The following is a 23,884-nucleotide window of genomic DNA, read 5'->3' as shown; positions in this document are numbered from 1 at the left end:
TGAACACGCGATCCGCCCGATTCCGGGAACGCAAGGACGTGGTGCGGCGGCGTATGAGGTCTCGCTGCCCTCGACGTTCTCGATCAACTGGAGACAAAACGGTCGGAACTTTCCGCACAACTGGTGGCGCCAGTGCAGACGGCTTGCGATAATATCGGCTGAGCGCGGACGATTGGTCGAGAGCGAGACCGGATAGCCGTTGGAGCAGACCAGAACGAGATCGGTGCCAAGTTCCTGCATCACGTCGAACTTGCGCTAGGCCCGATCAAAGGTGCGGGTGCGGTGCGGCTCCGGCATACCCTCAAAGCCGCGGAATGGCTGGAAGAGGCTGATCTCCAGCCCGAAATCGCGCACCAAGCGGCCGACATCGCGCGGGCTTCCGTCAAAGGCGAGAAAGTCGTTCTCGAAGATCTCCACCGCATCGAAACCGGCGCCGGCAATGGCTAAGAGCTTGGCAGGCAGATCTCCGCTGATCGAAACCGTTGCTATCGACGTCTTCATCTTTCCACTCCCGGCAAGCGTCTCTCTCTCTCTCTCTCTCTTAGTAGCGCGAGATCGGTGCTCCCTCCGCCGGTGCGCCCGTGATGCCCAGCATCTCGTCCCGCTCACTTGCGGCTTGTCGTGCGCCGTTGACGATCAGAGAGACGTCATTGGGTCCGATCACGAGACGATAGCCGAGCGCGCGGAGGTCGCCCCAGCTTCGCCCCGCACCGACGATCGTCGCCAGCATCCTGTTCTGCCGAGCGCATTCGTCCTCGACCTTCTTGATCAGGGCCTGGGGCAAGGGCTCCAGCATGCGTTCCAGATGATTGGCCGAGCCGGAAAGATCGTTTGGACCGATGAATATCGCGTCGATGCCGGGTACGCTTGCGATCTCGCCGATATTCTCGACGGCATCGACGTGTTCGCACTGGATCATCAGCAACAGTTCTTCATGCGCCTCCTCCAATGCATAGCGTTGCCTTGCGCCAAAGCCGGAGGCGCGGACAATCGGCGCTGCATAACCGCGGCTGCCATGGGGCGGATAACGACAGAAGTCGGCAATGGACCGTGCCTCTGCGGCCGAATTGACGCGCGGAACCAGGATTGACTGGAAACCACGGTCGAGCGCGCGATTGAGCATCCATTGCTCTGCATTGGGGACGCGCAGGATAACCTGGCCACCAGCGGCCTCCACTGCGCGCGCAACGGCGACCCATTGTTCCAGGTCACCTATGCCATGTTCGCCGTCGATGAGGATGACCGACCATCCGTTTCGGACCATGGCTTCCGCATTGTCGGGAGAGCCCATCTCGGCCCATGCGGCCGTGACGAATTCGCCGGAAAGCAGACGTTGCTTTATTCTATTCACAGGAGCCTCCTTGTCGGACGGGTTATGGCGCGGATGGAAGATCGAAGACCTTGCCGGGATTGAGGATGCCTTTGGGATCGAGGGCCGCCTTGATGCGGGCCATCAGCGCCATTTCCTCGGGCGAACGAGTATAGCCGAGATAGGGTTTCTTCACCGTCCCGATGCCGTGTTCGGCCGATATTGTTCCGTCGAATTCCCGGACGGTCTCGTAGACGACGCGGGAGATCTGTGCGGCCGGCTGCGGAGAGGCTCCCCGTTGTAGCGCCACGATATGGATATTGCCGTCGCCGATATGTCCGTAATAGACCGACAGTATGTCGGGAATGGCATCCGCCAGCCGCTGACGGCAGGTCCGGGCGAAGGCGTCCATCCGTGAGACGGGCAGGCCGATGTCGAAGGCGACATGCGGCCCGAGAATGGTCTGGAATTCGCCGGCGGCGTCGCGCGTGCGCCAGAACATTGCAACATCCGCCATGCTCTGCGCGATCGCTGCGTCCTCGATAAGGCCCGCTTCAAACTGGTTTTCCAACCACCCCATGAACCGCGGGCCGTCAATATCCTCCGAGAGGCCTTGGGCCTCGATCAGCACATAGAAGGCGTGCTGACCCTCAATGGGCTTGCGCACCCCGGTGACCGTTTCGGTAGCTTCCTTCCAGTAATCCGGCCACATCACCTCAAAAGCGGAGAGAAGCGGGCCGAGGCCACGCCGCGCGGCCCCCAGAAGGGAGACGACATCGTCATAGCTACCGACGCCGCAAAGCGCGGCCAGCGTGCAACCCGGACGCGGCTGGAGGCGCAGAACCACCCTAGTTATGATGCCCAAGGTGCCCTCGGAGCCGATGAAGAGCTGCTTCAGGTCGTAGCCGGCATTGTTCTTGATCATCTTGTTAAGGCCGGTGACGAGGGTTCCGTCGGCAAGCACATATTCCAGCCCCAGCACCATGTCCCGCGTCATGCCGTAGCGGATAACCCGGTTTCCCCCGGCATTCGTCGCGAGATTGCCGCCGATAAGGCAGCTGCCGCGTGCTCCAAGGTCGAGGGGGACAAAAAAACCAGCGTCAAGCGCGGATTGTTGTATCACCTCAAGGGGCGTCCCGGCCCTGACCGTCATGGTCGCCGCCGCTGCATCGATCTCCTCGATGCCGCTCAGCCGCTCCACCGAGATTGCAACTGCGCCAGGTACGGGATGAGCCCCACCCGCGAGCCCGGTCAATCCTCCCTGGGGGACGATTGCCACGCCATGAGCTGCGCAGATTCGCACGGCGTCGGCCACGCCTTGGGGGGTATCGGGCCGCACCAGCGCGATCGGCCTCGTTCTCGGCAGAAAGCTGGTATCCGCCTCGTTGCGGATCGGAACGTCTTCGCCAGCAAGGCAGGTTGCTGGGGAAAAATGTGCCGCAAGAGCGGCGAGGCATGCGGTCTGTTGGGGCGAAAGCTCGGCCATTCGATTTACCTGGTTGGGTGGAGGCGCCGCCGCATCAAAGCGGCGGCGCCTTGAGTGGATCAGTGACCGCGAATGACCTTGAGCTCCGTCGTCATCTTGTTGTAGTTTTCCTCGCCGATGGTGGGCAATGCGGCTTCGTAGACAGGTGCCACGATCTCGCGCAGCTTCGTCATCTCGTTCGCCGGCAGCTCCGACACTTCCATGCCTGCCGACCTCAGCTTTTCGAGCGCTTCGTTCACCGCTTCACGGGAGCGTGCGATCTGGGCCACGCGGCCTTCCTGCGCGCATTTTTCAAGCAGGGCCTGTTCATCGGCGTTCAACTTGTCCCACACCATCTTGGAAATCAGTACGGGCGTCGGTGAATAGGCATGGCGGGTCAGCGTCAGGTATTTCTGGACCTCGTAGAAGCGGCTCGCCTCGATCAGCGGCAACGGATTTTCCTGGCCGTCCACGGCCTTGGTCTCCAGGGCCGTGAAAACCTCCCCGAAAGCCATCGGCACGGGATTGGCCCCTAGCCGGCGGAAGGTGTCGAGGAAGATGTTGTTCTGCATCACCCTGAAATTCAGGCCTTGGAAATCGGCGACGGCCTTGATCGGATGCTTGGAATTTGTCGAGTTGCGGAACCCGTTTTCCCAGATCGAGAGGAGTACGAGGCCATGTGCCGGCATTTTCGCCGCGACATAGTCGAAGTAAGGGCCGGTCATGATTGCGTCGACTTCTGCGTCATTGGCAAACAGGAACGGCAGTTCGAAAGCGCTCATGGCCGGTTCGATACCGCCGATGGCGGCGGCTCCGGTCACAACCATCTCGATCGAACCGGATCGCACCGACTGGGTCGCTTCGGCATCATCTCCCAATTGGCCATTGTAGAAGCCGCGAAGCTTCATCTTTCCGTCCGATGCCTTCTCCATACAGGCCGACATGCCCTTGACGCCCGCCGACACGGGGTGATCTTCGGCTGCGCCATTCGACACCTTGAAGGTCCGTGCGTTATATTTGGCACTGGCGGGCATCGCCGACAGGACGGTTGCAATCGCCAGCACGGACGCGGCGATAAGATTGGCAGAGCGTTTCATTTCAGCATTTCCTCCCATTGAAACGACAGGTTGGTTGGTCGTGGCTGTCAGCGCAACCACGCCATTGGCGTCAGAACCAGCTCGGGAAACATCACGAGCAGGAACATCACGAAAATCTGGGCGCACAGGAACGGAAGGGCTCCGACTATGACGCGGTGCATCGGGACCTGAGAAACGCCCGATGCCACGGATAGAACAATGCCGACGGGCGGGGTTACGAGCCCGATCGCGTTGTTGATGACGAAGAGCACGCCGAAATAGATGGGATCTATGCCCGCTGCGGTGACGACCGGCAACAACACCGGTGCGAGGATCAGGATGGTGGGGCCCATATCCAGCGCGGTGCCCACGGCCAGCACCAGCAGCACGATGACGAACATCAGCAGCTTGGGATGCTCGACGAGCGGCTCCACCAGATCGAGCACGATACCCGAAAGGTCCGCGATGGAGATGAACCAGGAGGTTGCAAGGGCCGCGGCGGCGAGCAGCATGACAACGGCCGTGGTCATCGCCGCATTGCGGAAGGCCTCGAACAGCTGACTGATCTTCAGTTCCCGATAGATGAAGAGCCCGACGAAGAGGGCGTAGACGGCCGCCACCACGGCCGCCTCGGTTGGGGTGACAACCCCGAAGCGAATGCCGCCGAGGATGATGACAGGCAGCCCGAGCGACCAGAGCGCCTCGTAGGTGACGCGGACACGTTGCGACCAGCTCTGCCGCGGCAGTGGCGCGACGTTGTCACGACGGGCAACGACGATCCAAGCGATCAGGGCGCCGAGACCCATCATCACGCCGGGAACGATGCCTGCCATGAACAGCTGGCTGATCGACAGATTGGTCGCGACGCCGAGGATGATATAGGCGATCGAGGGTGGAATGATGGGGGCGATGATACCGCCCGATGCCATGAGGCCCACAGCGCGCGCCTCGTCATGGCCGGCTGCGCGCCTCATCGGCAGTAGGATGGCGATCAGCGCCGCCGTATCGGCGGCGGCCGAGCCCGAAAGGGAGGCGAGAATGATGGACGCGAAGATCGCCACCACGCCAAGGCCGCCGCGCAGGTGTCCGACAAAGGCCATGGCAAAGGCGATGATCCGCTTCGACATGCCGCCCGCATTCATGAGTTCGCCGGCTACAAGGAAAAACGGAATGGCAAGCAGCGCAAAGCTGTTGGCACCGACGACCAGCCGCTGGGTGATGATCTGCGGATCGAACATGTCGAGCGCGAGGCCCATGGTGACCGCGCAGATGATCAGTGCGAAGGCGACCGGTACGCCGGTGGCAAGGGTTGCGGCCAGCGTGAAGAGGAAGATGACGAGTGTCATTCGTGAAGCTCCGCATTGGCCTGCGGCACATTCTCGAGCCGGCCGGTGATATAGCCGACGAAGCGGAAAGCGGCCATGATGCCCACGAAAAGACTCATCGGCAGTGCAACGCCGAACAGCCAGGTCATAGGCAACCCGCTGACGGGTGCAATATTCGTGGAGTTCACCTTCCACTGCATGATCGTGCCGACGAGGATCAGAACGCAGCAGCCGAGGACCAGCGCGTTGGCGATCGCAAGAAGGCTGCGTCGTGTTCGGGGCCCGACCGAGATGACAAGAAGATCAAAGCCCATATGGAGGTTGCGTCGCATCGCAGAGATCGATCCGAGAAAGATCAGCCAGACGAAGAAGAACCGCGACATCTCTTCCGAAATGTCGATACCCGACCTGAAGCCGTAGCGCAGCACGACATTGCCGAACACCATGATCGTCATGCCGGCCAGAAGCAGAACCAGCAGCCAGTCCAGTGCCCTGAACATCACATCCACAGCCTGTTTCATATCCGTCCTCCCGCGACCCGGATCATCTCGCCCGTGGTGTAGTGCGCGCCGAAGAGCAGCCAGCCGGCCGCCTCGGCGACGTCATCCGGGGAACCGAGCCTTTTCTGCGGGATTGCTGTCACCACTTCCTGCAGAGCCGCCTCCGAGGCAAAGACTCCCTTCTGCATGTCTGTCGCGATGATGCCGGGGGCTATCGCGTTGACACGGATCTCCGGCGCAAGATCCCGGGCCATGGCGCGGGTCAGCGCAAGAATGGCACCCTTGGTAGCGCCATAGACCGACAGCCCCGGCGCCCCGCCGTTGACACCCGCGATCGATGTCATGTTGACGATCGCGGCAGACTGCAAAGGACGCCGTGCCCGCAGAAATGCGGAGGTGGCGAGCAGCACGCTCCGCAGATTGACAGCCAGTACCCGGTCGATCTCATCCGGGTCCATCTCGTGGAAGGACATCTTTCGCCCGAGAATTCCAGCGTTGTTGACCAGGTGCGTCGGCGCCCACTCACCGGTCAGCTCATTGATCGCCAGACCGACCGCGTCCGCCTCGGACATGTCCACGACCAGGCCGCGCGCGAGCGGGCCAAGAGATTCCAGCGCGGTATCCAGTAAGGGGTTGTCACGATCCAGAAGGACCGCCCGTTGACCGCGCTTCACAACGTCCCGTGCGATGGCAAGACCGATCCCGCGCGCCGCGCCCGTGATGATGACGCTCGCCTCGCTCATGATCCGAACCTGTCACCAAGCGCCTGATGATCGGCCAGCCCGACCACGCCGGAGAAATCGGCATAGCTCATCGATGCGGGACCGCCGGCCGGTGTGCCGGCTGCCTTCAGGTGTGTCAGCGCATCCGCCGCAGCCCGGGCGGCAGCAAACAGGGTAGTTACCGCATAGAAAACCATGGAAAATCCCATGGCCTGAAGGTCCTCGCGACTCAGTCCGGTGGTCTCGTTGCCGTCGACGATCGAGACGACCTTCGGTCCTTCCAGACCGCGTGCGACCGCCTCGACCTCCGCGATCGTCTTGATGCCATCTACGAAAACCAGATCGACACCGGCGTCCTGATAGCGTTTCGCGCGATCGATCGCTTCAGCGGCGCCCAGCGCAGGCAGGGCGTCAGTGCGGCCGATCATCAACAGCGGGTCCTTGCCCTTCGCCTCGACTGCCGCCTTCAGGCGAAGGGATGCTTCGATGGGATCGATCAGCTTGATCCCCGCGAGCTGGCCGCAGCGCTTGGGGGCAACCTGGTCCTCCAGATGCAGTGCCGCCACGCGCGCCTGCGTATATTCCTCGACCGTGCGCTTGATGTTCGATATCCCGCCATATCCCGTATCTGCATCGGCGATCACCGGAATATCGACTGCCCGCACCATGTTCCGAGCGTGCTCCGCCATCTCGCTCAGGGTCAGGAGGCCGATATCTGGCTGACCGAGCCGCATGGCCGTGGCGCCGAAGCCCGTCATGTAGACGGCCGGGAACCCTGCCCTTGCGACGAGACGAGCCGTGAAGCAGTCCGGAGCTCCGGGTGCCGCGACGATCTCGCCCGACGAGAGGAGGGTGCGCAGCGTCAGGGCATTTTTGTTCATCGCGAACCTCCTGCCGACGGCGGGGAAAGGATGGAGCGCACGCCCCGCATCGTGCGGCCAACATGTTCGCTCATCAATTCCTGGAAACGGTCCCAATTTCGCTCGCGCAGCGCGTCCGCAATCATGCAATGCTCGGAAAAGCTCAGCTCGCGCTGCTCCTTGTTCGGAGCCGTCAGGATTGTACGGATGGTCGCGATCCGCCCTTCCGCGAGTTGATAGGCGTCCTGCACCAGACGGTTGCCGCAAAAGGTGAAGAAGTTCTTGTGAAAGGCCGTATCTGCGCGCCCGTAGCCACGATCGTCGCCGGCTTCAAGCGCATTGCGCATGGCGCCGGTCGCCTTGTCGAGAGCTCCGGTAAAGGCATCCGGCGCTCGACGCATGGACAGAATCGCCGCCTGCGTTTCCGCGATCAACCGGAACTCGCAGAGCTCTTCCACGTCCTCGATGGAGGGCGCGAAGATGAAGCTTCCTCTCTTGGGGCGAACCTCCACCAGGCCCTCAAACTCCAGAGCTTTGAGCGCCTCCCGGACAGGGCTCCGACTCACCCCGAACACCGCCGACAACTGGTCTTCGGACATGCTCTCGCCGAGCTGGAAGTCACCGTCGATGATGGCCTGCCGCAGGCGCTCCGTCACCATCGACGTCAGCGCCTTCGGGTGCTCCAAACGCAACCTATCCGAGTCTCGCATGCATCTCCTCCCAATATGCGGCCCTTATATGTAACATGTAACATGGCAGTCAAGAGACTTGGGGTTTGGTGTGCTGTTTCGAGGGCAGAGAGGCACCTTCTTACGATTTCGCTTTTGTTTCAGTGGACCGGCCCGCCGGGGAGCACCACAAGCTCAAGGGACATGCGGCAGTCGGAGCCTGCTTGAATCGAGCTGCTTCAAATCACAGCGACATTTGCGACGCTTCCTCACCATTGTGATTCGATCGGCAACCTGCTCCAAATCCCTCGCCACGACATCTGCTCCCGCCATCACCGCGAGCTGCGTTCAGAGGCAATGAACCTCTGGACGAAAATAGCCTGAGCATGAAGCGCCGGATCCAGGCCGGCTACGACTGCCTCGCCTTAAGTTTTGCGATGCCTTTCCGACACGGCTCAAGGTCCGACATGGCACGCAGAGGTGCTGAAGCCTCGCATTTGATAAGAGTGGACTCGCTGACACATTGCCGCTCCGCGCCGCATTGTAGAGGTAGAAATCGGCGGGATCTGCGACCATAATTTACAAAGCAGTCCCTGTGGCGTTCACCTTCAAGGCGTCCGATCAAGGAGAAAGCGGGATCGTCATCGGGATTCGAAGTCGACTAGCCATTTTGGTAGCGCATAGGTCCTCATATTGGGCCCTTCGTTGCATGTAGTCTGTAGGCAAGTTGCGGTCTCGTCAGGCCAAGCAACTGCGCAGCCCGAGCGACATTTCCTGCGGCGCGTTCCATGGCAAGTGCATAAAGCATCTCATTCAACCGTTCGATTCCAAATCCTTCCGCATCGAGGGCCAAGAGGGCGGCGACCTTGAGAGGTTCGGTAATGTCCGGGGTTGTCGTATCCACGCGGAGTTCGGTCCATGCTTTTTCAATCGAAGCTGCCTCGATTTGCTGCAGCGGTGACGCCTCCAGCATCGCTTTGGTCAAGATTGACTCAAGGCAAACCAGGTTCTCTCGTAATGGCAAGTCCGAAAGAAGGCGTGTTGCTCCCGGGCTTAACTCTCGGAAGGGCACATGCATTCTCAAGGCAATATTCTCGGCAATACTGCGCGCAATTTCCGGAATATCGCTGCGGCGCAGTGACAGCGGCTGCATCACGATCTGAGCTGTCATCAGGATGCATCGAAGCGCTGGACGCAGGCGACTGTCGGCACTGAAGGCTGCAGGCGACGATTCAGTCAACATGATCAACAGCGGGGCATGACGTGACATATCAGGAGCGGTTCTCAGATGGTTCTCCAGCAATGCCTGAACACCCGCATCCAGCACCTCCGGATTCTGCACCACAACCACCTTCCGCATACCGGACCGGCTTGTCGATGGCGCGAGCAAGGCAAGCAGTTTCTCCCGTGTCAATCCATGTCCAGGCACGAAGTCCAGCGACTTGGTTCCTGGAGCCGCAAGCTTTGCGAGGTAGCTGGCAGCAATCGACTTGCCGCTGCCGACGGGGCCGCTGATAAGGGCCGGGAGGCTCGATGTGGCAATTCGCTCAAGCTGCACGCGCACGGGTTCCACGACGATGGCTTCAAGCCGCGCGGCCGCATCCTTGGGTATCGGCCGCGGACTGGCCTGCGGCGGCCGCGCGCGGATTTCCTCACTGAGATAACGCGGCATGATCTGTCGGCGAAACAGTTGCACCGTGGGATCGTCCTCGCTCCAAACCTCCGCTGGCTTTCCCACCACACGGCAATGTTTGTGTCCCATCGCCTTACATTCGATCTCCTTGTAGACGATCAGTTTTCCGAGCGAGTGGGTGGCGTAGCCGGATGCATAGCCAACTAGCGACCAACAAACCGGCTCAGTAGCGTCGCCATAATGTTTGCGGTGCTCGGAAGCTTCTGCGCTTTCGTGCCAGAGGAACTCCCCCGAAAACTTGCCCTTCTTGAAGTCGAAATCGTTGTGGATCGTTTCCACGCGGGTAACGCCGCTGACGGTGTGCAGCCTCGTGCCGGCGGTAAAGGCATCGCCCGGATCGAGATTGGGCCAGGACGCCTGGACAAAACGGGAGTCCTCCACGCCGGCCTGGAAACCCAGCCGCATCAGAAGGACAAATGCATCCTCGCGCCCGTAATTGCGCACGATCTCCTCGCGCAGATGGCTGAGAAAGCTCGTTCTCTGCAGGACCATCCGGGTGTCGCCGAGACGCAAGACGCCATTGACGGGACTGAAGACGAGGTGCGCAAGCAATTCGCGCAAGGTCGGTCGCCCGCCCCGGTCGAGAAGCGCCTCCTGACCGCTGTTGATCTTCATCATGACCTCCCGTTCACGCCAGGCCGCGATGTATTCTGCCCCGGCGCCAAATTGATGAAATGATAAACCGATATCATCATTTCATTCACTGAAAACTTCAAGATGGATAAGCGCGCCTGCCGTTACCGCACTGCAATGACGATTTTCATGTTATCAAGTCAGTTACTTATCGTGACATGTCGGGGTTCTAGTAGTTTTCAGAAATTATCCCGTTGACCCTCTTCAAACGCGAAACCCAGACTGCTTCCACTTGCTGAAACAGGAAAAATCGGGAGGAGATTTTCCATGAACAAGCTGGCGCAGATCGTCAAACTTCCGGAAGAACCGCATCACCAGACGATCCTGAAATATGCCCGTGAGGGCGCCCATATTCCGGGTGACGATGACAAAAATCCCTGGGTCCCCTTCGGCGACAGCGCCGCGATCAAGCATTTCTGTTTCGATGTGCGCACCAACTCGGTGGCCAACATCCTCTGGGTCAAGGGCGGCGGCAGGATCGGCACCCATCGCCATCGCGGCGTCGTCTCGGCACTGACGCTGGAAGGCTCGTTCGCCTATTACGAATACAGCTGGGTCGCACGTCCGGGCGACTTCATCTACGAACTGCCCGGCACGGACCACACGCTCTATTCCGACGATCCGAACGGGGTGAAGGCCATTTTCTGGATCAATGGTCCGATCGAATTCTACGACGACAAGGGCCAGTACGACTTCACCGCCGACGTCTTCTGGTTCATCAATCACTACACGAGCTACTGCGAGGAAAAGGGCATTCCGATCAACCACGAAATGTTCATCTGAAACCTTTCATCCAGATACGGATTGCTCGCATGTCATTGCAGGAAATGTTCAATGTGGCCGGAAAGTCGGCCATCGTCACAGGCGCGGCCAGCGGGCTTGGCCGCGCTTATGCGGAGGTTCTGGCGGAGAACGGCGCCAAAGTGTGCCTGTTCGACATCAACCGCGCCGAACTCGACAGCACGATTGAGGAACTGCGTCGGGCCGACGGTAACATCTGGGGCGGCAATGTCTGGGGCCAGATCGTCGATGTCACCGACCGAACGAACATGGCGGAAGCCTTTGCCAAGGTCTTCGCCGAACACGGCAGCATCGATATCGTCTTTGCCAATGCCGGCATTGATGCGGGGCCGGGTTTCCTGACCCCCGAGGGCGAGCGCAATCCGCATGGCGAGATCGACAATCTCGAGGACGAGCATTGGGACAAGGTGATCGCCACCAACCTGACGAGCGTCTTCAACACGATCAAGCTTTCGGCGCATTACATGAAGCAGACGGGCGGCGGGCGGATCATCGCGACATCGTCCTGCGCCGCGCTCTACAATGACGGCATTGTCGGCACGCCCTACATGCCGGCCAAGGCGGGTGTGGCGCATCTGGTTCGCCAGGCGGCGATGGAACTCGGCCGCTACAACATTCTCGTCAATGCCATCGCGCCGGGGCCATTCATTACCAATATCGCCGGAGGACGGTTGCGCAACGTCGCCGACCGCGCTGCCTTCGAGAAATGGTCGGTCCTGCATCGCGTGGCTGAAACATCCGAAATCAAGGGGCTGGCGCTCTATCTCGCCTCGCCCGCCTCGTCCTACGTGACGGGTGCACAGATGGTGATCGACGGGGGGCTGCATCTGCGCCCCGGCGACTGATTCATCGGAGGCGGCGGGCATGGAGGAGATGATCCGTCGCCGATTTTCCAACAACGGGAGGAGAGCATGAAAACATTATTGGAAGGCATCAATCGGATGCGACTATCGCGTCGCACCGCATTGAAAACCATGGGGGCGGCTGCCGCGACGCTCGCCATGCCTGGACTGGTCCGGGCATCCGGCGGCACGATCAAAGTGGGGTTCATCAGCCCGCTGACAGGCCCGCTTTCGCCCTTCGGCGAGTCCGACGGCTACACGGTTGACATCATCAAGGGGCTGCTGGCAAACGGCATCCAGAACAACGGCAAGACCTATGAGGTCGAGATCCTGGTGCGCGACGCCCAGTCGGATCCCAACAAGTCGGCCGAACTCGCAGGCGAACTGATCCTGAACGACAACGTCCAGCTTCTGATCCCGGCCTCGACCACCGATGTCATCAACTCGGCAGCCGATCAGGCCGAGCTGAACGGCGTGCCCAGCATCTCGTCCGCTGCCCCCTGGCAGGCCTTCGTCATGCCGCGTGGCGGCGACAAGAAGCCTTTCGACTGGACCTATCACTTCTTCTGGGGCCTGGAGGACGCGCTCGCAACCTTCGTCGGTCTCTGGCAGTCGGTCGAGACGAACAAGAATGTTGGCATGCTTTTTCCGCGCAACGCGGACGGCGAGACCTGGGGCAACCGCGACTACGGCCTGCCGCCTGCGGTCGAGAAGGCCGGCTTCAAGACGATCGTGCCGAGCATGTTCCAACCGCGCACGAACGATTTCTCCGCGCAGATTTCTGAATACAAGAGCGGCGGCTGCGATATCGTCGGCGGCATCACCTATGTGTCGGACCTGAAGACCTTCATCACCCAGTGCAGCCAACAGAAGTTCAATCCGACGGTCGTGACCGTTGCTGCCGCCCTGCTCTTCCCCTCCGGCGTCGAGGCCATGGGACCGCTCGGCGAAGGCATGAGCTCGGAAGTCTGGTGGACACCGGCCTTCCCGTTCAAGTCGTCGCTGACCGGCGAAGTCAGCCGCGATGTGGCCAACGCTTGGGAAGCCAAGATGAAGAAGCAATGGATCCAGCCGCTGGGCTATGCCCACGCGCTCTGGGAAGTTGCCATCGACACCCTGAAGCGCGCGAAGGATCCCATGGATCGCACCTCCGTGCGCGATGCCCTGAAGGCGACCGACCTCAACACGCTTGTCGGCCCGATCAAGTTCGGCACCGGCCCGCATGCCAACATCTGCAAGACGCCGATCTTCGGCGGCCAATGGATGAAGAGCGACAAGTGGATGTACGATCTCAAGATCGTCGACAACTCTGTCAGCAAGCTCATCCAGCCGGAAGCCAAGCTGCAGCCGATCAAGTGGTCGTAATGCACTAAAACGCTCCCGGACGACCGGTTTCGGTTCGTCCGGGAGTGCAGTTTTCGCTAAATAAGAAGAGCATGCGATGGGGCAGATCATTCTATCGGGCACCGGGATATCCAAGTCCTATGGTGCGTTGAGGGTCCTGCAGGGCGTGGATATCGAGGTCCATGCCGGGGAAATCCTTGGCATATTGGGACCAAACGGCGCCGGCAAGACGACGCTGTTCAACATGATCAGTGGCGATGCCACGCTGGATGCCGGCGCGTTCACCTTTAACGGCGAGGCGCTGCGCTCCGAGCCGCCGCACAAGCGCTGTCGCCGCGGCATCGGCCGCACCTATCAGATCCCGAAGCCCTATGCGGGCATGACGACGTTTGAAAACCTGATGGTCGCCGCTATGTTCGGTGCGTCGCTCAGCGAAAAGCAGGCGAACGCCTTCTGCGCGACGATCCTTGCTGAATGCGGACTTTCGGCCAAGGCCAATCTCGCGGCCGGCTCTCTCACGCTTCTCGACAGAAAGCGGCTTGAGCTGGCGCGCGCGCTGGCAAGCAACCCGACGCTGCTCCTGCTCGATGAAATTGCCGGCGGGCTCACGGAAGAGGAAGCCCGCCAACTGGTCGAACTCGTCCGGCAGATCCGGCAGCGCAACATCACGATCATCTGGATCGAGCACGTTCTCAACGCGATCATGGCGGTGGCCGACCGGCTTCTCGTCCTGAACTTCGGCGAGAAGATCGCCGACGGGCCTCCAAGGGAGGTGATCTCCAATCCGGATGTCCAGCGCGTTTACATGGGGATCGAGGCATGACGCCCACGCCACATCTTCTTGCGACAAGGAGCCTCAGCGCCCGCTACGGCGACTTCCAGGCCTTGTTTTCCGTCGATTTCCGCATTGCCGCCGGCGAGGTCGTCGCCCTGATCGGAGCTAATGGCGCCGGCAAGTCGACATTCCTGCGCGCGCTCATGGGTCTGCTGCCCGTCGGGCGCGACATGGTCCTCTTCGAGGATCAGCCGGTCGGCGGCAACCCGCCGCATCACATGGTTCAGCTCGGCGTCGCCATGGTGCCGGAAGGACGGCGGCTCTTTGCCGGCATGTCGGTGGAAGACAATCTCAAGGTCGCCATCGATCATGCCCGCAAGACCGGCGACAAGACCTGGACGCTTGAGCGCATATACAGGCTCTTTCCAATCCTTCAGGAAAAGCGCAACGCTCAGGTGGAGAAGCTCTCCGGGGGGCAGCAGCAGATGGTGGCGATCGGCCGCGCGCTTCTCGCCCAGCCGCGGCTCCTGCTTTGCGACGAAATCTCGCTCGGCCTTGCGCCGAAAGTGATCCGGGAAATCTACGAGGTCCTGCCGGAAATCGCCCGCACAGGCACTTCGATCGTGTTGGTGGAGCAGGACGTCATGCTCGCCCAGCGCGCCTCCAACCGCCTCTACTGCATGCTCGAGGGCCATATCACCCTTGAAAGCACGTCGTCTGAGGTGACCCGCGCGGATATCGCGCAAGCTTATTTCGGAGCCGGTCATGAAGTGGCTTGACGCATTGATCCAGGGTGTTCTGCTCGGCGGCATGTATGCGCAATATGCGCTCGGCATGGCGCTGATGTTCGGCGTGATGCGGATCGTCAATATCGCCCACGGCGACCTCGTCGTACTGCTTGCGCTGATCGGCATAACGCTGTCGGTCGCTGTCGGGCTCGGACCGCTGCCCCTGGTCCTGGTCCTGGTGCCGCTGGCGGCGCTGATCGGCTGGGGCCTGCAGAAATTCGTGCTGAACAAGGTGGTCGGCGCAGACTCGCTACCCTCGCTGATCGCCACCTTCGGCCTGTCGATCGCGCTTCAGAACCTGATGCTGGAAATCTGGTCGGCCGATACCCGCTCGATGAGCGGTGGCGGCATCGAAGCGGCCTCTGTCAATGTCGGCGGAATCTATATTGGCCTGCTGCCTGTCCTGATCCTGATCGCGGCAACGCTGCTGACCGGCGGCCTCGACCTCACCATGCGCCGCACCCGTTTCGGCCGCGCGCTGCGCGCTGCCGCCGCAGATACGGAGGCTGCGGCAATGACGGGCGTCAATCCTCGGGTCGTCTATGCCTATGCCACCGCCATCGCGGTGGGCATTCTCGGCCTGTCAGGCGTCTTCTTCGCGCTCCGCGCCACCGTCTCGCCTGCCGACGGGCCGGCCCAGCTGATCTACGCCTTCGAGGCCGTCATCATCGGCGGCATGGGGTCGATCTGGGGCGGCTTTGTCGGATCGATGGTGCTCGGCATCGCACAGGCTATCGGCTTCCGCATCGATCCGGGCTTCGGGACCCTCGCCGGCCATCTCGTTTTCCTGACCGTCCTTGCCACCCGCCCGCAAGGCCTGATGAGCAAAGGTTGAATCCATGACCACGGCGAACACAGCCCTCCTGGCAAATGCCGGCACACTCGCGCCACCCGCCCATGATGTCACCGTGATCCGCCATACCGGTTCCAGCCGGATCGCGGCGGCGGCCTGCATCGTCCTCCTTGTCGCCATGGTGACGATGCCCTGGTGGGGACAATCCGGCCATATTCGCTGGGTGGTGGAATTCTCGGTCTATCTGGCGATCGCCCAGATGTGGAACCTGCTCGCCGGCTATGCGGGTCTCGTCTCCGTCGGCCAGCAGGCCTTTGTCGGCGTTGCCGGCTACACGATGTTCGTGCTGACGTCCAATTTCGGGATCAATCCGTTTCTGGCCGTCTGGCTCAGCGTTCTTGTCCCCGGCCTGTTGGCACTTCCGACCTACGCTCTGCTGCACCGGCTCGACGGCCCTTATTTCGCCATCGGCACCTGGGTCGTGGCGGAAGCGGTCAAGCTCATCGTGTTGAACATCGATTATGTCAACGCCGGCTCGGGCATGACCCTTCGCGTCATGAGCCAGTATTCCCTTCATGAGCGGGAAGTCGGGATCATCTGGCTCTGCGCCTCCATGCTTCTGGCGACCGTCGGCGGCAGCTATTGGCTATTGCGCTCGCGGCATGGCCTGGCGCTGACCGCCATGCGCGACAATCCTGTCGCCGCCGAAAGCCAAGGAGTCAACGTCAAGCGGCTGCGCTTCCTGATCTTCGTCGCCGCCGCCATGGGAACCGGGCTTGCCGGGTCGATCTACTACATGGCGCAGCTGCGCATCACGCCCGCGGCGGGCTTCAATCCGAGCTGGGCGAATATCTGCATCTTCATCGTCATGGTCGGCGGCATCGGCACCATCGAAGGCGTGCTTGTCGGCGCGCTCATCTATTTCGTCGCGGACCGCTTCTTCGCGCAATATGGCGCGGTCTACATGGTCGTGCTCGGCCTGATGACATTGTTGACCGCTCTTTACGCCCGGCAGGGCATCTGGGGCCTGATCGTAAGCCGCATCCACATTCCGCTTTTCCCCGTCGGTCGCAAACTGATCATGCCGTCACAGACCGCGACCGGGAGGCCGCAATGAAAGCAGCGCTTTTCGACACGATCGGCAAACCGCTCGTCATCGGCGATGTCGATGACCCGAAACCTCAGCGCGGGCAGCTTCTTCTCAAGATCTGCCGATGCGGAATTTGCGGCAGCGATCTGCACATGACCGCAGAGGAAGTGTTCGGCGTTCGCAAGGGCGACGTGCTCGGCCACGAATTTTCCGGCGAGATCGTCGAAGTCGGCGGCGATGCCGGTGGGCTGAAGGTCGGCGATCAGGTGAGCGTCGCCCCGATCCGCGGATGCGGAACCTGCGCATCCTGCCTGCGTGGCGAACCTGCGTGGTGCGAGAAAATGACGTTGATCGGTGGCGGCTACGCCCAATATGCCGCAGTCGAGGCGCATCAGTGCCGGCGATTGCCATGGGGGATTTCTGCCGCCGATGGCGCGCTGGCGGAACCGCTGGCGGTTGGACTGCACGGCGTGACCCAATCGGCGATGAAGCCCGGGGACACGGTCCTGATCGTCGGCGCCGGCGCCATCGGGCTTGCCGTTGCTTTCTGGGCGCGGCGGCAGGGTGCGCGCAAGGTCGTGCTGGCGGACCTGACGGATTTGCAGGCGGAGCGCACGATGGCTCTCGGCGCAACGGGATTCGTTGTCTCGGACGAGGAGGTCGCAGGCAAGGTTGCGACAGCCTGCGACGGGCTGCCGGACATCGTGTTCGAATGCGTGGGGCGACCGGGCATGATCGATCACTGCATCTCGCTGGTTCGCCCGCGCGGCAAGGTCGTGGTGCTCGGACTTTGCACTGCACCCGATCACATGGACTCTTTCCGGGCGATCTCCAAGGAAGTCACGATCATCATGTCGGTCTTCTTCAACATGCACGAATTTGCAAACTCGATCGACGCGCTGGATTCCGGCCGCTTCGCGCCACAAAATCTGATTTCGGATCTCGTCGGCCTGAAGGATATGCCGGCAACGTTCGAGGCTCTGCGCAAGCGTACAACGCAATGCAAAGTGCTCGTTGATCCTTTTGCTGAGTAGATCTATCCAGCGAAACGCTGCCATGAGGGCCAAGCAGCAGTCATCAGCGTTGCGCGCCATCGGCTTTTCGTGGGTCCAGCACAAAGAAATCGGGAATGCGGGCGTTCGATTGATCAAGCATGAACCTTGATGAACCAAAGTGGTTCGACTACATTCAAGGTGAACTAGAAAGGGGCTATTCATGACAGCATTCACAATTCGCGTCCCGGACGACGTTGCCGAGCGCCTAAACCAACTCGCTCAGAAGCTCGACCGTTCCCGCTCCTATATGGCTGCGCAGGCCATTGAGGATTTTGTAGCACGTGAAGAATGGCAGCTAGCAGAGATCGAGGCCGGAATTGTCGAGGCAGACCGCGGTGATTTTGCCAGTGACGACGACGTAGCACGCGTGGTCAGCAAATACGTCAAGACGACTTCTCTGGCATGAAGCCGAGGCGCATCCGTTGGACCGTTCGGGCGTTGCGGCGGCTGGACGAAATCGGTGCATATATCGAACATGACAACCCGGATGCCGCAGCCCGGGTTATTGCCCGTCTCGTAGCGTCAGTCGATAGGCTGGTAGATCTGCCGACAGCGGGACGCATCGGTCGCATCGCAGGCACGCGCGAACTTGTACTGTCCGACATTCCCTACATCATACCGTATAGGGTTCGTCAGGACGTTGAAATCATTACCGTGATGCACGCTTCTCAGAAATGGCCCACGAGGCTGTAAGTGACTGTGTCCAGTGCGCATCCCAGCAGCGGCCGAGCAAAATGCGAAAGCCCGTTCCTGCAGTTGAAGGGATCAGAATCAACGACCTGTTATTGAAAAAGCCCCCGGCTCAAATTTCCTCGTAGCGAACATCGGCGTAGCCTCAAGTGGAATGCTCAATTTGGGTTGGGTTAGGGACTGGCCCGCGGCCATTTCTTCAATAGGGCGCGGCAACCCCCTTGGTATAAACGGCGCGCGTCGGATTCTCCCGCATCACATCAGGGAACAGCCCCGGCAAGGCACAGGCTTCATCGAGGCGGAGACCCTGCGCATGCCAGGCAGCGACTTCTTCGGCCAAGAGCTTTCGGGCGAGCCAGCAATCGGAGCTTCACCGCGCCTCACCCCCTGCCTACCGAATTGGATAGAGAGCTTCTCGCTTTTCGGAGCACGCTGAAGCATGGTTTATCACTAGGAATCCGGGCCAGACACGGTCGAGTTCTTCGTCGGCGCAAGCCACCTTGCTGGACCAAACTCTCAACTTCCCCAGACATCTATCAGCATCTTGAGAAACCGCTCCGCCGCCGGCGACAAGGTGCCGCCGCGGCGGCGAACCACGCCGATCGTGCGTGATATCTCCGGATTACTGATTGGGCGGGTGATCAGAAACGGATGATCTTCTCGCGGGGTTGCCATCTGCGGCAGCACCGAAATCCCGAGGCCTGCCTCGACCAACCCGAGGGAGGTGGACAGATGGGTTACTTCGTAGAACCAGCGAAGCTTGATGTTCGATTTTGCCAGTGCCGCGTCGAGCAGCGTTCTGTTGCCACTTGATCGATGAACCGTGATCAGATGATAGGGTTCCAGGTCCGCCCACCCGACCGTGGGCTTGGCGGCGAGGGGATGGTCCCTGCGCGCTGCCAGCACGAAAGGGTCTTCCACAAGCCGCTCAAACGTCAGGTCCGGATCTGACGTGCCCATGAGGTTTATGCCGAACTCCACCTCCCCGCGCGCCACGGCTTGAAGACCGTCGGTCGCCGGCAGGTCGAGGATACGAAAGCGGATGTTCGGATACTCCTCATTGAACTGTCGGATGACGGTCGGCAGGAAATAGAATGCCGCGGTCGGGAGGCATGCGATCGTCACCAATCCGCTTCGATTGGGTCCAACGTCACGGACAGCAAAGAGAGAGCCATCGAACTCCTCCAGCATGCGTCGGACGAGCGGCACGAGTTCCGTACCGAGAGCCGTCGCGGACACATGCCTCGTTGTCCGTTCCAGGAGGGGCGCTCCGATAACCTGCTCCAGTTTTTGAATGCGGCGGCTCAATGCGGGTTGTGACAGATGCAGGGCGTCGGCCGCGCGATGAAAACTCTCCAACTCCACGACGCTCATGAAGGCTCGAAGATCGAGGATCTCACAATTAATGCTCATTTTGCATCAATCTCCCGATTCTTAGCATTTCACAAATAAACGCCTCTTCCGATAATTGGATCAAATGGCGCTGATTGATACGGCGATGACATAATTTCAACGGAAGCACAAGCGATGAACGATCTGCTCGCGATCCCTTGCGTACTGATGAGAGGCGGCACCTCAAAGGGGCCGTTCTTCCTGGCTCGCGACCTTCCCGCCGATACCCACGAGCGCGACCAAATCCTGCTCTCTGTGATGGGTTCGGGTCATCCGCTGCAGATCGACGGCATTGGTGGTGGCAACCCCGTCACGAGCAAGGTGGCCATCGTCGGGCCATCGAGTATTCCTGGCGCCGATGTCGATTATCTCTTTGCGCAGGTGCGCGTCGATCAACAGATCGTCGATACCTCGCCGAATTGCGGCAACATGCTGGCTGCGGTAGGCCCGTTCGCCATCGAAGCCGGACTTGTTCCGGTTCGTGGAGAAACGACCCTCGTCCGGATCCATAACGTCAACACCAGCAAGCTGATCGATGCAGAAGTTCCCACTCCAAACGGCAGCGTCTCCTATCTCGGTGAAGCTGCAATTGACGGCGTGCCCGGCCGTGCAGCACCGATCGCATTGACCTTCATAGACGCAGCCGGGGCCCGGACCGGACAGCTCTTTCCCACCGGAAAGCCAATCGACTTGATCGATGGCGTGGAGGTCACCTGCATCGACTGTGCAATGCCGATGATGTTGATCGAGGCAGACTCGATCGGTGCAAGCGGCTTCGAGACAACGGCTGAACTCAACGCCGATAAGGAATTGCTGGGACGGCTGGAAATGCTGCGCATCGCAGCCGGCGAACGGATGGGCCTCGGCGACGTGCGCAACCAGGTGACGCCGAAACCCGTCCTCATATCAAGGCCGAATTCCGGAGGGGGCATCAACGTGCGCTATTTCATGCCGCATCAATGTCACCCCTCGCTGGCAACCACGGGGGCCGTGGGGATCGCTACCGCCTGTATCAAGGAAGGCACCGTTGCCTCGTTTCTGATCGGCACGCAGAAACCGCCGCTGGTGCTCTCGATTGAACACCCGAGCGGCCACTTGGACGTCAAGCTTTATGAAAGGGACGGCAAAGTCGTTGCCGGGATTCTTCGGACAGCCAGACGACTGTTCGACGGACAAGTCTTCGCAAAACCTGTCACACAACTGGGTTGTGCGGCATAATCATCGTGGCCGCCAGGAGGGCGCCACCGACAGGAGGAGAATATCATGCGCAAATTCATGCTCGCCCTCGCGGCAACCGTCGCTTTTGCCGGTTCCGCATTCGCGGATCCGGTCCGCATCAGTGTCGGCTCTTACAACCTCAACAATCTTCCTTTTCCGGTCGCACAGGGCCTCGGCCTTTATGAAAAGGAAGGCCTGGAGGTAACCGTCGAGAACTTCGCATCGGGCGGCTCAAAGACACTTCAGGCGCTTGTGGCCGGCTCGACGGATATCGCCGTCGGCTTCTACGACCATACGATCCAGATGCAGTCGCAGAAGAAGGCCGTCGTGGCGTTTGTGCAGCTTGCCCGCAATTCCGGGCTCGTCCTGGCCGGCGGCAAGAACAGCAAGTTCGACCCGACAAAACCGGAAACGATCAAGGGCGCAAAAATCGGCATCACCTCGCCAGGCTCGTCCTCCGATTTCTTCGTTCGCTATTACCTGCAGCGCAACGGCCTGTCCGCAAACGACGTTTCGCTGATCGGCGTCGGCTCCGGGTCTGCCGCTGTCGCTGCCCTCGAACAGGGCAAGGTCGACCTTCTCGTCAACTACGACCCCGCAGCAACCTTCATCGAGGCCAAGGGCGTCGGCAAGATCCTGATCGACGGGCGCAGCGACGAAGGTGCCAAAGCGATCTATGACGGGATTTATCCGACCTCTGTCCTTTATGCCACACAGAGCTATATCGAGGACAATCCGGAGACCATCCAGAAGGTCACAAATGCTACGGTCAAGGCGCTCGAGTGGATGAATATCCACTCCGCCGAAGAGATCGTCGAAAAGCTGCCGAAGGAGTTCATCTCCGGCGATCGTGATACCTACATCAAGGCGGTCGAGAATGCGAAGGCGATCTTTTCGAAGGACGGGCGCATCAACGAGGAAGATATCAAGACTCCGCTCGCCGTCCTGAAGAGCTTCAACGAAAAAGTCGCCGCGGCCGAAATCGACCTTACAAAAACCTACACAAACGAGTTCGTTGGCAAGGTCCCGAACGTCGCCGCCAACTGACAGGAGGAGGTCATGGCATTGGCTGTAGTGAAAACCACACCCCCGACGGACAGTCAGCATCAACTAAAGCCGATGGTTTCAATCGACGCGGTCACCATGTCCTTCGGCTCCTATGTGGCCGTGCAGGATGTGAACCTGAGCGTTGCCGATGGCGAGTTTCTCGCCATCGTTGGACCGACCGGCTGCGGCAAAAGCACGATTCTCAATGCAATCGCCGGGCTGTTGAAACCAGCAAACGGCACTGTAGCGATTGACGGCCAGCCGGTACGTGGGGTCCAGAATGATATCGGCTATCTGTTCCAGCAGGACGCCCTGCTTCCATGGAAGACCGCGCTGGAGAATGTGGAACTTGGCCCGATGTTCAAGGGTACAGGTGCTGCCGAACGGCGCGAGCAGTCGATGAGGTGGTTGGCGAAGGTTGGTTTGAAGGGCTTCGAGCATCGCTATCCGCATCAGCTCTCGGGTGGTCAGCGCAAGCGTGTGCAGATGGCGCAGGCGCTGATCACCGGCCCCAAGGTCATTTTGATGGACGAGCCCTTCTCCGCGCTCGATATTCATACCCGCCACCTGATGCAAAACGAGCTGTTGCGGCTTTGGCAGGAAGAGCGGCGGGCCGTGGTGATGATCACGCACGACCTCGAAGAGGCAATTGCTCTCGGAGATCGGGTCGTGGTGCTTGCCGCCGGACCACGCTCGCGCGTGATCGACAGCTTCCCCGTCCACCTCGAACGTCCGCGCGATGTCGCCGAAATCAAGCTCGATCCACGCTTCATGGATCTTTATCGCAACATCTGGTCATCGCTGCGCGGCGAAGTGGAGAAAAGCTATGAACGCCATGACTGAACGTCTCATCCAGGTCGTGCTGCTGGTGGCAATTGTCGGCGGCTGGCAGCTCGGTGTCACGGCTGGCGTCATCGACGTCTTCTTTTTTCCGGCGCCGGCCGACATCTTCGGCCAGGTGGTATCCTGGGTCATGGATGCCAGCTTCTATAGCCATGTGGCCATCACCCTGACGGAAACGGTGCTCGGCTATCTGGTCGGAACGGCCCTTGGCGTGGCAGCAGGTGTCTGGCTCGGCCTCAGCCGTTCGGCCGCACGCATTCTGGACCCTTTCATCAAGGGCTTGAACGCGATCCCTCGAGTCGTGCTTGCGCCGATCTTCGTCCTCTGGCTCGGCCTTGGTCTCTGGTCCAAGGTGGCGCTTGCCGTGACGCTGGTGTTCTTCGTCACCTTCTTCAACGCCATGCAGGGCGTCCGTGAGGTGAACCCGGTGGTGCTGTCGAACGCCCGCATTCTGGGAGCCAGGCGGTCGGACCTGCTCCGCCACGTCTACTTCCCCGCAGCGGCAAGCTGGATCCTGTCTTCGCTGCGCACTTCGGTCGGCTTTGCCGTCGTCGGGGCGATTATCGGGGAGTATCTCGGCTCCTCCGCCGGGCTTGGCTATCTGATCGCTCAGGCGGAAGGCAATTTTGATGCGGTCGGCGTCTTCGCAGGCATCCTGATCCTCGCGATCTTTGTCCTGATTATCGACAGCATCCTGGACGTCGCCGAGAAGCACCTCATCAAGTGGCGGCCGAGCGCTTCAGAACGGCCTGCGTGACGATCTTCAGCTGCAACCGAGAAGCCTATTCACAAGCGTTCTCCCTTTAGCTCAAGAAGGGAGAACGCAAGCGTTTTGTGTACCAGCTGGAGGTAGCGACTTTCTGGCCTCTTCAGCGTCGTCTGGCGGAAAGCCAATCTGGATGGCTTCGTTCGCCCGATCGAGAGACGTGCAGCATTCTGCCCCCGGGGGCGGAGA

General features: G+C 60.6%; 25 protein-coding genes and 1 pseudogene. 14 read left to right on the top strand and 12 right to left on the bottom strand.

Going from position 1 to position 23,884, the window contains the following annotated elements:
• Positions 1-153: 153 nt before the first annotated feature.
• The 10 genes and pseudogenes from J2046_RS19250 to J2046_RS19205 form a co-directional block, all read right to left on the bottom strand.
• Positions 154-501, bottom strand: a pseudogene (locus J2046_RS19250) (sugar phosphate isomerase/epimerase family protein); the annotation flags it as partial.
• 40 nt (positions 502-541) lie between these two features.
• Entirely contained in the window at positions 542-1,351 is an 810-nt protein-coding gene (locus J2046_RS19245; protein ID WP_210054618.1) for an HpcH/HpaI aldolase family protein, read from the bottom strand.
• Between the two features lie 22 nt (positions 1,352-1,373).
• Complete coding sequence (locus J2046_RS19240; RefSeq protein ID WP_210054616.1) at positions 1,374-2,795, bottom strand: FAD-binding oxidoreductase; 1,422 nt, start codon at positions 2,793-2,795, stop codon at positions 1,374-1,376.
• 59 nt (positions 2,796-2,854) lie between these two features.
• Positions 2,855-3,871 (bottom strand): DctP family TRAP transporter solute-binding subunit, encoded by a 1,017-nt coding sequence (locus tag J2046_RS19235; protein ID WP_210054614.1) that lies wholly within the window; start codon positions 3,869-3,871, stop codon positions 2,855-2,857.
• A 47-nt stretch (positions 3,872-3,918) separates the two neighbouring features.
• A complete protein-coding gene (locus tag J2046_RS19230; protein WP_210054612.1) occupies positions 3,919-5,196 on the bottom strand; it encodes a TRAP transporter large permease in 1,278 nt (425 codons plus the stop codon).
• The gene (locus J2046_RS19225) at positions 5,193-5,696 is read right to left on the bottom strand and encodes a TRAP transporter small permease (RefSeq protein ID WP_210054610.1); all 504 of its coding nucleotides are present in this window, start codon (positions 5,694-5,696) and stop codon (positions 5,193-5,195) included. The genes J2046_RS19230 and J2046_RS19225 overlap by 4 nt, the downstream gene beginning before the upstream one ends.
• Positions 5,693-6,418 carry an SDR family NAD(P)-dependent oxidoreductase gene (locus tag J2046_RS19220; RefSeq protein WP_210054608.1) on the bottom strand — a complete coding sequence of 242 codons (726 nt, stop codon included), beginning with the start codon at positions 6,416-6,418 and terminating at the stop codon, positions 5,693-5,695. The genes J2046_RS19225 and J2046_RS19220 overlap by 4 nt, the downstream gene beginning before the upstream one ends.
• Complete coding sequence (locus tag J2046_RS19215) at positions 6,415-7,278, bottom strand: isocitrate lyase/PEP mutase family protein (RefSeq protein ID WP_210054606.1); 864 nt, start codon at positions 7,276-7,278, stop codon at positions 6,415-6,417. The genes J2046_RS19220 and J2046_RS19215 overlap by 4 nt, the downstream gene beginning before the upstream one ends.
• Positions 7,275-7,967, bottom strand: a complete 693-nt coding sequence (locus J2046_RS19210; RefSeq protein WP_210054605.1) for a GntR family transcriptional regulator — start codon at positions 7,965-7,967, stop codon at positions 7,275-7,277. The genes J2046_RS19215 and J2046_RS19210 overlap by 4 nt, the downstream gene beginning before the upstream one ends.
• 646 nt (positions 7,968-8,613) lie before the next feature.
• Positions 8,614-10,233, bottom strand: coding sequence for a XylR N-terminal domain-containing protein (locus tag J2046_RS19205; protein ID WP_210054603.1), 1,620 nt, complete (start codon positions 10,231-10,233; stop codon positions 8,614-8,616).
• A 285-nt stretch (positions 10,234-10,518) separates the two neighbouring features.
• Between J2046_RS19205 and J2046_RS19200 the strand changes: the two genes are divergently transcribed.
• The 10 genes from J2046_RS19200 to J2046_RS19155 all read left to right on the top strand — a co-directional run bounded on the left by J2046_RS19200 (position 10,519) and on the right by J2046_RS19155 (position 18,432).
• Positions 10,519-11,034 carry a 2,4'-dihydroxyacetophenone dioxygenase family protein gene (locus J2046_RS19200; protein ID WP_210054601.1) on the top strand — a complete coding sequence of 172 codons (516 nt, stop codon included), beginning with the start codon at positions 10,519-10,521 and terminating at the stop codon, positions 11,032-11,034.
• A gap of 29 nt (positions 11,035-11,063) precedes the next feature.
• Positions 11,064-11,897 carry an SDR family NAD(P)-dependent oxidoreductase gene (locus J2046_RS19195; RefSeq protein WP_210054599.1) on the top strand — a complete coding sequence of 278 codons (834 nt, stop codon included), beginning with the start codon at positions 11,064-11,066 and terminating at the stop codon, positions 11,895-11,897.
• 66 nt (positions 11,898-11,963) lie between these two features.
• The gene (locus J2046_RS19190) at positions 11,964-13,259 is read left to right on the top strand and encodes an ABC transporter substrate-binding protein (protein ID WP_210054597.1); all 1,296 of its coding nucleotides are present in this window, start codon (positions 11,964-11,966) and stop codon (positions 13,257-13,259) included.
• 76 nt (positions 13,260-13,335) lie between these two features.
• Positions 13,336-14,061, top strand: a complete 726-nt coding sequence (locus tag J2046_RS19185; RefSeq protein ID WP_210054595.1) for an ABC transporter ATP-binding protein — start codon at positions 13,336-13,338, stop codon at positions 14,059-14,061.
• Entirely contained in the window at positions 14,058-14,792 is a 735-nt protein-coding gene (locus tag J2046_RS19180; protein WP_210054593.1) for an ABC transporter ATP-binding protein, read from the top strand. The genes J2046_RS19185 and J2046_RS19180 overlap by 4 nt, the downstream gene beginning before the upstream one ends.
• Entirely contained in the window at positions 14,779-15,636 is an 858-nt protein-coding gene (locus J2046_RS19175) for a branched-chain amino acid ABC transporter permease (RefSeq protein WP_210054591.1), read from the top strand. Before J2046_RS19180 ends, J2046_RS19175 begins: the two co-directional genes overlap by 14 nt.
• Before the next feature lie 4 nt (positions 15,637-15,640).
• Positions 15,641-16,711, top strand: a complete 1,071-nt coding sequence (locus tag J2046_RS19170) for a branched-chain amino acid ABC transporter permease (protein WP_210054589.1) — start codon at positions 15,641-15,643, stop codon at positions 16,709-16,711.
• Positions 16,708-17,718 carry an alcohol dehydrogenase catalytic domain-containing protein gene (locus J2046_RS19165; protein WP_210054586.1) on the top strand — a complete coding sequence of 337 codons (1,011 nt, stop codon included), beginning with the start codon at positions 16,708-16,710 and terminating at the stop codon, positions 17,716-17,718. Before J2046_RS19170 ends, J2046_RS19165 begins: the two co-directional genes overlap by 4 nt.
• 181 nt (positions 17,719-17,899) lie before the next feature.
• Positions 17,900-18,145, top strand: a complete 246-nt coding sequence (locus tag J2046_RS19160) for a CopG family ribbon-helix-helix protein (protein WP_210054584.1) — start codon at positions 17,900-17,902, stop codon at positions 18,143-18,145.
• Entirely contained in the window at positions 18,142-18,432 is a 291-nt protein-coding gene (locus J2046_RS19155; RefSeq protein WP_210054583.1) for a type II toxin-antitoxin system RelE/ParE family toxin, read from the top strand. Before J2046_RS19160 ends, J2046_RS19155 begins: the two co-directional genes overlap by 4 nt.
• A gap of 196 nt (positions 18,433-18,628) precedes the next feature.
• On the opposite strand, the gene J2046_RS19150 is transcribed toward J2046_RS19155, so the two are convergent.
• Both J2046_RS19150 and J2046_RS19145 read right to left on the bottom strand, forming a co-directional pair.
• Complete coding sequence (locus J2046_RS19150) at positions 18,629-18,769, bottom strand: hypothetical protein (RefSeq protein WP_210054581.1); 141 nt, start codon at positions 18,767-18,769, stop codon at positions 18,629-18,631.
• Between the two features lie 176 nt (positions 18,770-18,945).
• Entirely contained in the window at positions 18,946-19,842 is an 897-nt protein-coding gene (locus tag J2046_RS19145; protein WP_210054579.1) for a LysR family transcriptional regulator, read from the bottom strand.
• Positions 19,843-19,956: 114 nt separating this feature from the next.
• Here J2046_RS19145 and J2046_RS19140 point away from each other — a divergent pair, with 114 nt between their 5' ends.
• Genes J2046_RS19140 through J2046_RS19125 form a run of 4 tightly spaced genes read left to right on the top strand, consistent with a single transcriptional unit; the run spans position 19,957 to position 23,686 of the window.
• Positions 19,957-21,039 (top strand): 4-oxalomesaconate tautomerase, encoded by a 1,083-nt coding sequence (locus tag J2046_RS19140; protein WP_210054577.1) that lies wholly within the window; start codon positions 19,957-19,959, stop codon positions 21,037-21,039.
• Between the two features lie 45 nt (positions 21,040-21,084).
• Positions 21,085-22,086 (top strand): ABC transporter substrate-binding protein, encoded by a 1,002-nt coding sequence (locus tag J2046_RS19135; protein WP_210054575.1) that lies wholly within the window; start codon positions 21,085-21,087, stop codon positions 22,084-22,086.
• 12 nt (positions 22,087-22,098) lie between these two features.
• Positions 22,099-22,929 carry an ABC transporter ATP-binding protein gene (locus J2046_RS19130; RefSeq protein ID WP_210054574.1) on the top strand — a complete coding sequence of 277 codons (831 nt, stop codon included), beginning with the start codon at positions 22,099-22,101 and terminating at the stop codon, positions 22,927-22,929.
• Entirely contained in the window at positions 22,913-23,686 is a 774-nt protein-coding gene (locus J2046_RS19125) for an ABC transporter permease (RefSeq protein WP_210054572.1), read from the top strand. The genes J2046_RS19130 and J2046_RS19125 overlap by 17 nt, the downstream gene beginning before the upstream one ends.
• Positions 23,687-23,884 lie beyond the last annotated feature (198 nt).

The organism is Neorhizobium petrolearium, from assembly GCF_017873175.1.
GTDB lineage: Bacteria > Pseudomonadota > Alphaproteobacteria > Rhizobiales > Rhizobiaceae > Neorhizobium > Neorhizobium petrolearium.
Note: the sequence above shows the minus strand (reverse complement) of the source record. Positions and strands in the feature narration are given on the sequence as shown.